Genomic DNA, 13,354 nt, shown 5'->3' with positions numbered 1-13,354 from the left:
TAAAACATCACTATATTATTTTCCTAAACAAAATTGAGAGAACAACTGGTCAATTAGGCTTTCATGGACTGTGTCACCAGTAATTTCACCAAGTATTTCCCACGTTCTTGTTAAATCAATTTGCACCATATCAATTGGTACACCATTTTCTATTGCCTCAATTGCATCACCGATTGTTTGTCCCGCTTGTGTTAATAATCCAATATGTCTCGCATTAGAAACATATGTCATATCTGTAGAATCGATTGTTCCTTCAAAGAATAAATCAGCTATTGCCTTTTCGAGTTCATCTATTCCTTGTTCCTCAATTAAGGATGTTGTAATAACACGATTTCCCTCGGCTAACTCTGTAACACGTTCCATATCAATCGCTTGCGGTAAATCAGTCTTATTCACAATAACAATAAAGTCTTTTCCTTGTACCGCATGGAATAGATCTTCATCCTCATTTGTTAAAGCCTCGCTATAGTTGACAACAACTAATACTAAATCTGCTTGGCTCATCATTTCTTTTGAACGCTCCACACCAATTCGTTCAACAACATCTTCTGTCTCACGAATACCGGCTGTATCTATAAGTTTAAGAGGTACGCCACGCACATTAACGTACTCTTCAATAACATCACGAGTTGTTCCTGCAATATCAGTTACAATTGCTTTTTTCTCCTGAACAAGGCTATTTAATAACGATGATTTCCCAACATTAGGCCTACCGATAATTGCTGTAGCAATACCTTCACGTAAGATTTTCCCTTGTTTTGATGTTTCTAATATTTTTTCGATTTCCGAACGAACATGCGTTGCTTTCTCAATTAAAATATTATGTGTCATCTCTTCTACATCATCGTATTCTGGATAATCTATATTTACCTCAACATGAGCTAATGTTTCTAATATTTCTTGACGTAAGCGACCAATTAATTTAGATAATCGCCCTTCCATTTGATTAATTGCTACATTCATCGCACGATCTGTTTTTGCTCGAATCAAATCCATAACAGCTTCTGCTTGTGATAAATCGATACGTCCATTTAAAAAAGCACGTTTTGTAAATTCGCCCGGTTCTGCCAATCGTACTCCTTGCGCTAGAATAAGTTGCAATACTTTATTTACTGAAACAAGTCCGCCATGACAGTTAATTTCCACTATATTTTCACGTGTAAAAGTCCTCGGTGCGCGCATAATAGACACCATAACTTCTTCAATAACTTGATTTGTATCTAAATCAACGATATGACCATAATGAATAGTATGAGAAGAAACCTCTGTTAAATCCTTCCCTTTAAAAATACGGTCAACTTTCTCAACCGCATCATCCCCACTTACTCGAACAATGGCAATTGCACCCTCTCCAAGCGCTGTGGAAATCGCAGCAATTGTATCAAATTCCATGTCCTTTCACCTCACTTGCTTATTTATCTCTATTTCAACATGATTATTTCTTTCACTAAATTATTAGGATACCATAACGAACCTATCTACAAAAGAAGAATAACTCATTTTATTATATCCCCATGTAAAAAACACTAAACTTATTCACAGTGGATAAGTTTAGTGTTTTTTAGTTATCCACATCTATTTTTCGCTCAAAAAAACCGGCACTCATTTGAGCAACCGGTCATTTAGGAGATATTACAACATGCCGATGTGGTTCATTTCCTTCAGAAGTTGTTTTGATACCTTGATGATTTGATAATGCCTGATGAATAATTTTTCGTTCAAAAGATGGCATCGGTTCTAAAATAACTCTTTTTTTCGTATTAGATACTTGTTTCGCTAATCGATAAGAAAGTGATTCTAACGTACTTTTTCTTTTACTACGATAATTTTCAGCATCTAGTGTAATACCGATATACTGCTTCGTGTTACGATTTGCGACAAGTTTTGTCAAATACTGTAAAGAGTTCAATGTATTACCTCTTTTTCCAATTAAAACTCCTACATCATCACCAGAAATTGTAAATTCAATCTCGCGTCCTTTTACAATTTTACTAATTTCAACTTCCACACCCATATTGTGAATAACATTTCTTAAATATTCTTCACATTCCTGAATTGGATCTTTCTTCAATACAACTTCTACTACTGCAGGACGATTCCCAAATAAACCTAAGAACCCTCTTTTACCCTCATCGACAATATTTATATCTACTCGATCTTTTGATGTGTTTAATTGCCTTAAAGCATCCTCTACTGCCAGCTCGACTGTTTGTCCTTTAGCAGTAATTATACTCACTTGCTTGAGCCTCCAGCTTTGTTAGCCTTAATCTCTGGCCCTTTGATAAAGTACATTTGAGCAATACCAAAGATATTACCAACAACCCAGTAAAGTGATAATGCAGCTGGGAAGTTAATTGCAAAGATTAAAATCATAATCGGCATAAGCCAAAGCATCATTGCCATTTGCGGATTTTGACCAGCTGTTCCTGCCATTGCAAGCTTTTGCTGAATAAATGTCGTAATTGCCGCAACAACTGGTAAGATATAGAACGGATCTGCCTGTCCTAAATCAAACCATAAAAATGTATGTTCACTAATTGCTGTTGTTCTCATAATCGCATGATAAAACGCGAATAAAATAGGCATCTGAACAAATATCGGTAAACATCCTGCCAATGGATTTACACCATTCTTTTGATATAACTGCATCATTTCTTGTTGTAGTTTTTGCTGCGTTGCTTGATCTTTAGAACTATATTTCTCTTTTAACTTCACCATTTCTGGTTGTAACGCTTGCATTGCCTTTGTACTCTTCGTTTGTTTAATCATTAATGGTAATAATGCAAAACGAATGATAAGAGTTGTAATAACAATTGCTAAACCGTAATTACTGTTAAATAAGTCGGCAAAATACGTGATTAACTGAGAAAGTGGATATACGAAATATTCATTCCAAATCCCAGTACTTTTCGATGTAATCGGCTGACCCGTTTCACTACAACCGGTGGCAATCGCCATTAATGCAACGACCATGGCTAGTAAACCTAATTTCTTTTTCAAAGCCTACTCCTCCTTGTATCGGTATGTATATAGTGTAATTCATTTCCTTACGCTACTTTTTTATTCTTTTCATACCAGAGCGTTTAAAGACATGAATTAAGCTTTTCTTTACTTCTTCATATGTCATCTCTGCACAAGGCTTCCTTGCTATTATAACAAAATCTTTTCCAGAATCTATCTCATCTTTTAACTCTGTAATAGCCTGACGGACCATGCGCTTAATTCGATTACGAACTACTGCATTTCCTATTTTTTTGCTAACAGAAAGGCCGATGCGAAAGTTTGGCTGTTCTTCTTTATCTAATTGGTATACAACAAACTGACGATTCGCATTTGATTTTCCTTTTTGAAAAACCGCCTGGAATTCATCATTCTTCTTTATACGATGTTTTTTCTTCATATCAATTGACACTCCTGTATTTCATCAGCGGAAATTCACTATTATTAGAAAAAAAGACCACTGAACGATCAGTGGTCTACGCAGATAATACTTTTCTTCCTTTACGACGACGAGCTGCTAGCACTTTACGTCCGTTCGCTGTGCTCATACGGCTGCGGAAACCATGTACTTTGCTGCGCTTACGTTTATTTGGTTGGTAAGTTCTTTTCATTATATGACACCTCCCTGAGGAATATCTGTTAAAGACAGTCCTATAAATTATAGTTAATTAACTAGGAAAATGTCAATGGTTCTAGAAATTTTCATCAAATATTCATTTTGAACCTATTCACATACTTTTTCACAGCATCTATATTTCCTTGTGGATAAATGTTTTTTCACGTTTTTTATATCCACAAACTTTTTTCCCACTTTTACACAGTATATCGTGTTGTGGACAAGTTTATTCCACAAGGTATTGATTTTGTGGATAACTTTCTTAAATTCATTGCTATAGCCACTTTTTTTTGATATTATAGTTGTGTTTTCACTTTGAATAAGTTTTCCACACCTTTATCTTATCCACAATTTGTGTATAACATGTGGACAGTTTTAATCACATGTGGGTAAATAGTTGTCCACATTCGCTTTTTTTGTCGAAAACCCTATCTCATATACAAACGACGTTTTTAGGTTTTAAAATACGTTTCGTATAAATATACATTTTATATTTATTAGGTTGTACATTTGTTGCGCAACCTTATTCTTTTACCATCTTAGTAAAGGAGGGACACCTTTGGAAAATATCTCTGATTTATGGAATAGTGCCTTAAAAGAATTAGAAAAAAAGGTAAGCAAGCCTAGTTATGAAACATGGTTAAAATCAACAACGGCTCATAACTTGAAGAAAGACGTATTAACGATTACAGCTCCAAATGAATTTGCTCGTGACTGGCTAGAATCTCATTACTCAGAACTTATTTCGGAAACACTATACGATTTAACAGGGGCAAAATTAGCAATTCGCTTTATTATTCCCCAAAGTCAATCGGAAGAGGACATTGATCTTCCTCCAGTTAAGCGGAATCCAGCACAAGATGATTCAGCTCATTTACCACAGAGCATGTTAAATCCAAAATATACATTTGATACATTTGTTATCGGCTCTGGTAACCGTTTTGCCCATGCAGCTTCATTAGCTGTAGCCGAGGCGCCAGCTAAAGCGTATAATCCACTCTTTATTTATGGGGGAGTTGGGCTTGGAAAGACGCATTTAATGCACGCAATTGGTCATTATGTAATTGAACATAATCCAAATGCAAAAGTTGTATATTTATCATCAGAAAAATTCACGAATGAATTTATTAACTCTATTCGTGATAATAAAGCTGTTGATTTTCGTAATAAATATCGCAACGTAGATGTTTTATTGATAGATGATATTCAATTTCTTGCTGGAAAAGAACAAACTCAAGAAGAGTTTTTCCATACATTTAATGCATTACACGAAGAAAGTAAACAAATTGTAATTTCTAGTGATCGACCACCAAAAGAAATTCCAACTTTAGAAGATCGTCTTCGTTCTCGCTTTGAATGGGGACTTATTACAGATATTACGCCGCCAGATTTAGAGACACGAATTGCAATTTTACGCAAAAAGGCAAAAGCTGAAGGGCTTGATATACCAAATGAAGTTATGCTTTATATCGCAAATCAAATTGATTCAAATATTCGTGAATTAGAAGGTGCACTTATCCGAGTTGTAGCTTATTCATCTTTAATTAATAAAGATATTAATGCTGATTTAGCAGCTGAAGCACTTAAAGATATTATTCCAAATTCTAAGCCGAAAATTATCTCTATTTATGATATTCAAAAAGCTGTCGGAGACGTTTATCAAGTAAAATTAGAAGATTTTAAAGCGAAAAAACGCACAAAATCAGTTGCGTTTCCTCGCCAAATTGCAATGTATTTATCACGCGAACTTACGGATTCCTCTTTACCAAAAATAGGTGAAGAATTTGGTGGACGTGATCATACAACAGTTATCCATGCCCATGAAAAAATTTCTAAACTACTAAAAACCGATACGCAATTACAAAAGCAAGTTGAAGAAATTAATGGTATTTTAAAGTAGTAGCTGAATAGTGTGAATAACTTACCTTGTTTTACGCACAGTCTATCCACATGTAGATAGACTGTTTTTACATCCTTCAAAGGGGTTATCCACATATCCACAGGCCCTATTACTATTACTACTATTTTTTATCTTTATTAATTAAATAAAATCTTATACTTACCGGAGGTTTTTCTTTATGCGTTTTACAATACAAAAAGACTATCTTGTAAGAGGTGTACAAGATGTAATGAAGGCAGTTTCTTCTCGTACAACAATCCCTATCCTTACGGGAATTAAAGTTGTAGCTACTGAAGAAGGGGTTACATTAACAGGAAGCGATGCTGATATTTCTATTGAATCGTTTATTCCAGTCGAAGAAAATGGAAAAGAAATCGTAGAAATAGCTCAATCAGGAAGCATTGTTTTACAAGCAAAATATTTTAGTGAGATTGTAAAAAAACTACCTAAAGATACTGTCGAAATTTCTGTGGAAAATCATTTTATGACAAAAATAAAATCTGGAAAATCAGAATTTAACTTAAATGGTTTAGATTCTGCAGAATATCCGTTATTACCACAGATTGAAGAACATCATGTATTTAAGATACCAACAGATTTACTTAAGCATATGATCAGACAAACTGTATTTGCAGTTTCTACTTCTGAAACAAGACCAATCTTGACAGGTGTAAACTGGAAGGTATATAACAGCGAGTTAACTTGTATTGCAACAGATAGTCATAGACTAGCACTTCGAAAAGCGAAAATCGAAGGACATAATATTGCAGATGAATTTCAAGCTAATGTTGTTATCCCAGGTAAGAGCTTAAATGAATTAAGTAAGATTCTAGATGAGTCTGAAGAAATGGTGGATATCGTTATTACGGAGTATCAAGTATTATTCCGTACAAAACATTTATTATTCTTCTCAAGATTGTTAGAAGGAAATTATCCAGATACAACACGTTTAATTCCAGCAGAGAGTAAAACGGATATTTTTGTAAATACAAAAGAATTCCTACAAGCAATTGATCGTGCTTCACTATTAGCAAGAGATGGCCGCAATAACGTTGTCAAATTATCAACTTTAGAGCAAGAAATGCTAGAGATTTCTTCGAATTCACCAGAAATCGGAAAAGTTGTCGAAGAAGTACAATGTGAAAAAGTGGATGGAGAAGAGTTAAAAATATCTTTTAGTGCAAAATATATGATGGATGCATTGAAAGCCTTGGATAGTACAGAGATTAAAGTTAGTTTTACTGGGGCGATGAGACCGTTCTTAATTCGTACAGTAAATGATGATTCAATTATTCAATTAATTTTACCAGTTCGTACTTACTAGGTAAGGAATAAGGGTTGCTAGTTTAAAGATGCTAGTGGCCCTTATTTGATTTTTGGGTATTACTTTCCTAATGTTAGTTTATTTAGTACAATGAAAGAATGAACACTTTCAGAAAGTGAGCGATTTTATGAAACATATTAAAATTTCAACAGAGTATATTACACTAGGACAATTTTTAAAGTTAGCTGATGTAATTGATACAGGTGGCGCTGTAAAATGGTTTTTACAAGAATATGAAGTGTACGTGAACAACGAACTTGAAAATAGAAGAGGTCGCAAACTATATGCGAATGATGTTATTGAAATTCCAGGAAGCGGAACTTTCCAAGTTCAGGCATAAAGGGGGAGCCCTTTGTTTATTTCAGAAATACAATTAAAAAACTATCGCAATTATGAAAAATTAGAGCTTTCCTTTGAAGATAAGGTAAATGTAATTATCGGCGAAAATGCACAAGGGAAAACAAACTTGATGGAAGCTATTTATGTTTTAGCGATGGCGAAATCTCATAGAACCTCTAATGATCGCGAACTTATCCGCTGGGATGAAGAGTTTGGTCAAATAAAAGGGAAATTACAAAAAAGAAACAGTTCTTTGTCTTTGGAATTAAATATTTCGAAAAAAGGTAAAAAGGCAAAATTAAATCAACTTGAACAACAAAAGTTAAGTCAATATATTGGCGTGATGAACGTTGTCATGTTTGCCCCAGAAGATTTAAATCTTGTAAAAGGAAGCCCTCAAGTAAGAAGACGCTTTTTAGATATGGAATTAGGACAAATAGCTCCTGTATATTTGTATGAATTAAGTCAATATCAAAAGGTGCTCACGCAACGAAATCACTTGTTGAAAAAAATGCAAGGGAATAGTAAGAATGAGGAAACGATGTTGGATGTATTTACCCTTCAATTAATTGAGCATGGTGCAAAAATACTGCAAAAACGTTTTGAATTTTTGCATTTGCTACAGGAATGGGCAGCTCCAATTCATCGCGGTATAAGCCGTGGATTAGAAGAGTTAGAAATTGTCTATAAACCAAGTGTAGATGTATCAGAATCAATGGATTTGTCGAAAATAAAAGAAGTATACTATGAAAGTTTTCAATCTGTGAAACAACGTGAAATTTTCCGTGGTACGACTTTAATTGGTCCTCATCGTGATGATTTACAATTCTTCGTTAATAGTAAAAATGTTCAAGTCTTTGGTTCGCAAGGACAACAACGAACGACCGCACTATCCCTAAAATTAGCTGAAATTGAATTAATTTATTCAGAGGTTAAAGAATATCCAATCCTTTTACTGGATGATGTTTTATCAGAATTAGACGATTATCGTCAATCACATCTGTTAAATACAATTCAAGGAAAGGTGCAAACATTTGTTACAACGACGAGTGTCGACGGAATTGAACACGAAACATTAAAAGATGCGAAAACAATTCATGTAACGAACGGCACGGTAGATTGTGAAATAGATAGGGCATAAACCCCTGTTTAAATGGAAAAGTAGGTGATCTTTGTGTCAATGGAACAAAAACAAATGCAAGAAAATGCATATGATGAAAGTCAGATACAGGTACTTGAAGGACTAGAGGCAGTTCGGAAACGTCCGGGTATGTATATTGGATCTACGAGTGGGAAGGGACTTCACCACCTTGTATGGGAGATTGTCGATAATAGTATCGATGAAGCGTTAGCAGGATATTGCGATGAAATTAACGTTAGTATCGAAGAAGATAATAGTATTCTTGTAACGGATAATGGACGTGGTATTCCAGTTGGTATACAAGAAAAAATGGGTCGTCCTGCAGTAGAGGTTATTATGACTGTCCTCCACGCTGGTGGTAAATTTGGCGGTGGCGGTTATAAAGTTTCTGGTGGTTTGCACGGTGTTGGTGCATCTGTTGTAAATGCCTTATCAACAGAATTAGAAGTATTTGTACATCGTGATGGCAAAATCCATTACCAAAAATACGAAAGAGGTATTCCGGTTGCAGATTTAAAAGTCATCGGTGATACAGATAAGACTGGAACAATAACTCGCTTTAAACCGGATCCAGAAATTTTTAAAGAGACGACAGAATATGAATTCGATACGCTAGCGACTCGTATGCGTGAGTTGGCGTTTTTAAATCGTAATATTAAATTAACAATTGAAGATAAACGTGAACATAAGCAAAAGAAAGAGTTCCACTATGAAGGTGGAATTAAATCATATGTTGAACATTTAAATCGTTCAAAACAACCAATTCATGAAGAGCCTGTATATGTAGAAGGTTCAAAAGATGGTATTCAAGTTGAAGTTGCGCTTCAATATAACGAAGGATATACAAATCATATTTACTCATTTACAAATAATATTCATACGTATGAAGGTGGTACACATGAGGTAGGATTTAAAACTGCCTTAACACGTGTGATTAACGATTATGGTCGTAAAAATAACATTTTAAAAGATGCGGATAGTAATTTGACTGGTGAAGATGTTCGTGAAGGTTTAACAGCAATCGTGTCAATTAAACATCCAAATCCACAATTTGAAGGGCAAACGAAGACGAAACTTGGAAATAGTGAAGCGAGAACGATTACGGAGTCAGTATTCTCTGAGGCTTTTGAAAAATTCTTACTGGAAAATCCCAATGTTGCACGTAAGGTTGTAGATAAAGGGACGATGGCAGCACGTGCGCGTGTAGCAGCTAAAAAGGCTCGTGAGCTAACTCGCCGAAAGAGTGCTTTAGAAGTTTCAAGTTTACCAGGGAAATTGGCAGATTGTTCTTCTAAAGATCCAGCAATTAGTGAAATTTATATCGTAGAGGGTGACTCTGCGGGTGGATCTGCAAAACAAGGACGCGATCGTCATTTTCAAGCAATTTTACCGCTGAAGGGTAAAATTATTAATGTTGAAAAGGCACGCTTAGATAAGATTTTATCAAATGATGAAGTTCGTACAATTATTACGGCGATTGGTACAAATATTGGTGGGGACTTCGATATCGAAAAAGCACGCTATCATAAAGTTATTATTATGACCGATGCTGATGTTGATGGTGCGCATATTCGTACCCTATTATTAACGTTCTTCTATCGTTATATGCGTCAAATAATTGAGTGTGGATATATATATATCGCACAGCCACCTTTGTTTAAAGTGCAACAAGGTAAAAAAATTCAATATGCTTATAATGATAAAGAACTTGAAAAAATATTAGCTGAGTTACCAGCCCAGCCGAAACCAGGAATTCAACGTTATAAAGGTCTTGGAGAGATGAATCCAACTCAGCTATGGGAGACGACAATGGATCCAGAAGTACGTTCGTTACTTCAAGTTTCCCTTCAAGATGCAATAGAAGCAGATGAAACATTTGAAATTTTAATGGGTGATAAAGTGGAACCGCGTCGTAACTTTATCCAAGAGAATGCAAAATACGTGAAAAACCTTGATATTTAAATGAGTAATGACAGGAATCTAAGTATTCCTGTCTTCTACATATAAATCAATGTATGTGTAACGGAAATGTAAGAGGAGGTGCTCGTTGATGTCAGACAATCAACAACAAGCACGAATTCGAGAAATTAATATTAGTCATGAAATGCGTACCTCATTTTTAGATTACGCAATGAGTGTTATCGTATCTCGTGCATTACCAGATGTTCGTGATGGATTAAAACCTGTGCATCGTAGGGTTTTATATGCGATGAATGATTTAGGAATTACAGCTGATAAAGCGTATAAGAAATCAGCACGTATTGTCGGTGAAGTAATCGGTAAGTATCACCCTCATGGAGATTCAGCCGTTTATGAAACAATGGTACGTATGGCGCAAGATTTCAGTCAACGTTATATGCTTGTAGATGGGCATGGTAACTTCGGTTCTGTAGATGGAGATTCAGCAGCGGCAATGCGTTATACAGAGGCAAGAATGTCTAAGATTTCTATGGAATTAATACGTGATATTTCAAAAAATACAATTGATTACCAAGATAACTACGATGGTTCGGAAAGAGAGCCGATTGTATTACCAGCGCGTTTCCCTAATTTATTAGTAAACGGTACGACAGGTATTGCAGTTGGTATGGCAACAAATATTCCGCCGCATCAACTTGGCGAAGTAATTGATGGTGTGTTGGCATTAAGCCATAATCCAGATATCACTATCGCGGAATTAATGGAATATATTCCTGGTCCAGACTTCCCGACATCAGGTTTAATCTTAGGGCGAAGTGGCATCCGTAGAGCTTATGAAACAGGACGAGGTTCTATTATGCTTCGTGCCAAAGTTGAAATTGAAGAGAAATCAAATGGTAAACAATCTATTATCGTAACGGAACTACCTTATCAAGTTAATAAGGCACGATTAATTGAAAAAATCGCAGAATTAGTTCGCGATAAGAAAATTGAAGGTATTACAGATTTACGTGATGAATCAGACCGAAATGGTATGCGTATTGTCATGGAAGTACGTCGTGACGCTAATGCAAACGTACTATTAAACAATCTATATAAACATACAGCACTTCAAACAAGTTTCGGTATTAATATGTTGTCCCTTGTAAATGGAGAGCCTCAAGTACTAAACTTAAAACAAAACTTATATCATTATTTGGAGCACCAGAAGGTAGTAATCCGTAGACGTACTGCTTATGAATTAGAAAAAGCAGAGGCGCGTGCCCATATTTTAGAAGGATTACGAATTGCTTTAGATCATCTTGATGAAGTTATTACGTTAATTCGTAGTTCAAAAACGGCTGATATTGCAAAGCAAGGATTAATGGAACGTTTCGGTTTAAGTGAGAAACAAGCGCAAGCGATTTTAGATATGCGTCTGCAACGCTTAACTGGATTAGAACGTGAAAAAATCGAGCAAGAATATCAAGACTTAATGAAATTAATTGCTGAATTAAAAGCGATTTTAGCAGATGAAGAGAAAGTTCTTGAGATTATTCGTGAAGAATTAACAGAAGTAAAAGAGCGTTTCAATGATAAGAGACGAACAGAAATTACAATTGGCGGTATGGAATTTATTGAAGATGAAGATTTAATTCCTGAGCAAAACATTGCGATTACGTTAACTCATAACGGTTATATTAAGAGGTTACCAGCTTCTACGTACAAAACACAGAACCGTGGGGGACGTGGTGTACAAGGAATGGGTACGAATGATGATGACTTTGTTGAACACTTATTAACAACGTCTACTCATGATCATATTTTATTCTTTACAAACAAGGGTAAAGTATACCGTACGAAAGGATATGAAATCCCAGAGTATAGTCGTACTGCAAAAGGGCTACCAATTATTAACCTATTAGGGGTAGATAAGGGTGAGTGGATCAATGCCATTATTCCAATTCGTGAATTTGGTGACGACCAGTTCTTATTCTTTACAACGAAACAAGGTATTTCTAAGAGAACGCCACTTTCATCATTTGCAAATATACGTACAAACGGTTTAATTGCAATTTCGCTTCGTGAAGAAGATGAAGTGATTTCTGTACGTTTAACATCTGGCGATAAAGATATTATCGTAGGGACAAGCAACGGTATGTTAATTCGCTTCAATGAACAAGATGTACGTTCTATGGGCCGTAATGCAGCTGGTGTAAAAGCTATTACATTAGGCGAAGAGGACCAAGTAGTAGGTATGGAAATTGTTGAAGAAGATACGAATGTTTTAATTGTAACGAAAAACGGGTATGGTAAGCGTACTCCAGTTGAAGAGTATCGACTACAAAGTCGTGGTGGTAAAGGTCTTAAGACTTGTAACATTACAGATAAAAACGGTAAGTTAGTAGCGGTTAAGTCTGTAACAGGTGAAGAAGACATCATGCTAATTACAGCCGCAGGCGTTATTATTCGTATGCCAGTTGATCAAATCTCTCAAATGGGACGTAATACACAAGGTGTTCGTCTAATTCGTTTAGAGGATGAGCAAGAGGTAGCGACAGTAGCAAAAGCACAGAAAGATGAAGAAGAAGAATCTAATGAAGAGGTTTCTTCTGAAGAATAAGAGGGGGGGATTTTCCCCCTCTTATTTTTTTATAATAATACTTGCATAGTAATAGAAAAGTCTATATAATAGGCAAAGTCAGCAAATGAGAGATACAAATTATCTTGAAAAACTTGTTGACGAAAATAATATACTATGATATATTATAAAAGTCGCTGAAACGCGATATTGAACTTTGAAAACTAAACGAAACAAACAACGTGAAACGTCAATTTTTATTTTTAGATGCTAGACAAACTAACTTTATTGGAGAGTTTGATCCTGGCTCAGGATGAACGCTGGCGGCGTGCCTAATACATGCAAGTCGAGCGAATGGATTGAGAGCTTGCTCTCAAGAAGTTAGCGGCGGACGGGTGAGTAACACGTGGGTAACCTGCCCATAAGACTGGGATAACTCCGGGAAACCGGGGCTAATACCGGATAACATTTTGAACTGCATGGTTCGAAATTGAAAGGCGGCTTCGGCTGTCACTTATGGATGGACCCGCGTCGCATTAGCTAGTTGGTGAGGT

The 13,354-nt window shown here is 35.7% G+C and carries 11 protein-coding genes and 1 rRNA gene; 7 read left to right on the top strand and 5 right to left on the bottom strand.

Annotated elements, in window-relative coordinates:
• Positions 1-15 precede the first annotated feature (15 nt).
• From mnmE to rpmH, 5 genes are all read right to left on the bottom strand, one after another.
• Positions 16-1,392 carry a tRNA uridine-5-carboxymethylaminomethyl(34) synthesis GTPase MnmE gene (gene mnmE / locus MRP26_RS11945; RefSeq protein ID WP_000393762.1) on the bottom strand — a complete coding sequence of 459 codons (1,377 nt, stop codon included), beginning with the start codon at positions 1,390-1,392 and terminating at the stop codon, positions 16-18.
• A 226-nt stretch (positions 1,393-1,618) separates the two neighbouring features.
• Positions 1,619-2,236, bottom strand: coding sequence for an RNA-binding cell elongation regulator Jag/EloR (jag, locus tag MRP26_RS11940; protein ID WP_000022795.1), 618 nt, complete (start codon positions 2,234-2,236; stop codon positions 1,619-1,621).
• Positions 2,233-3,000 carry a YidC family membrane integrase SpoIIIJ gene (spoIIIJ, locus tag MRP26_RS11935; protein ID WP_000727740.1) on the bottom strand — a complete coding sequence of 256 codons (768 nt, stop codon included), beginning with the start codon at positions 2,998-3,000 and terminating at the stop codon, positions 2,233-2,235. The genes jag and spoIIIJ overlap by 4 nt, the downstream gene beginning before the upstream one ends.
• A 52-nt stretch (positions 3,001-3,052) precedes the next feature.
• Positions 3,053-3,400, bottom strand: coding sequence for a ribonuclease P protein component (gene rnpA / locus MRP26_RS11930; RefSeq protein WP_000726621.1), 348 nt, complete (start codon positions 3,398-3,400; stop codon positions 3,053-3,055).
• A gap of 76 nt (positions 3,401-3,476) precedes the next feature.
• On the bottom strand, positions 3,477-3,611 hold the full coding sequence (gene rpmH / locus MRP26_RS11925) for a 50S ribosomal protein L34 (protein ID WP_000831901.1): 135 nt from the start codon (positions 3,609-3,611) through the stop codon (positions 3,477-3,479).
• Between the two features lie 564 nt (positions 3,612-4,175).
• Between rpmH and dnaA the strand changes: the two genes are divergently transcribed.
• The 7 genes from dnaA to MRP26_RS11890 form a co-directional block, all read left to right on the top strand.
• Positions 4,176-5,516, top strand: coding sequence for a chromosomal replication initiator protein DnaA (gene dnaA / locus MRP26_RS11920; RefSeq protein ID WP_000428028.1), 1,341 nt, complete (start codon positions 4,176-4,178; stop codon positions 5,514-5,516).
• 178 nt (positions 5,517-5,694) lie between these two features.
• A complete protein-coding gene (gene dnaN / locus MRP26_RS11915; protein WP_001212886.1) occupies positions 5,695-6,840 on the top strand; it encodes a DNA polymerase III subunit beta in 1,146 nt (381 codons plus the stop codon).
• A 127-nt stretch (positions 6,841-6,967) separates the two neighbouring features.
• Complete coding sequence (yaaA, locus tag MRP26_RS11910; RefSeq protein WP_000680510.1) at positions 6,968-7,180, top strand: S4 domain-containing protein YaaA; 213 nt, start codon at positions 6,968-6,970, stop codon at positions 7,178-7,180.
• A 12-nt stretch (positions 7,181-7,192) separates the two neighbouring features.
• Positions 7,193-8,320 (top strand): DNA replication/repair protein RecF, encoded by a 1,128-nt coding sequence (gene recF / locus MRP26_RS11905; RefSeq protein WP_000470755.1) that lies wholly within the window; start codon positions 7,193-7,195, stop codon positions 8,318-8,320.
• 39 nt (positions 8,321-8,359) lie between these two features.
• On the top strand, positions 8,360-10,282 hold the full coding sequence (gene gyrB / locus MRP26_RS11900) for a DNA topoisomerase (ATP-hydrolyzing) subunit B (RefSeq protein WP_000435980.1): 1,923 nt from the start codon (positions 8,360-8,362) through the stop codon (positions 10,280-10,282).
• An 88-nt stretch (positions 10,283-10,370) separates the two neighbouring features.
• Complete coding sequence (gyrA, locus tag MRP26_RS11895) at positions 10,371-12,842, top strand: DNA gyrase subunit A (RefSeq protein WP_001282866.1); 2,472 nt, start codon at positions 10,371-10,373, stop codon at positions 12,840-12,842.
• A 243-nt stretch (positions 12,843-13,085) separates the two neighbouring features.
• Positions 13,086-13,354, top strand: a 16S ribosomal RNA gene (locus MRP26_RS11890); the annotation flags it as partial.

Origin of the sequence: Bacillus sp. CCB-MMP212, from assembly GCF_022748145.1 — a bacterium.
Classification (GTDB): Bacteria; Bacillota; Bacilli; order Bacillales; family Bacillaceae_G; genus Bacillus_A; species Bacillus_A cereus.
Note: the sequence above shows the minus strand (reverse complement) of the source record. Positions and strands in the feature narration are given on the sequence as shown.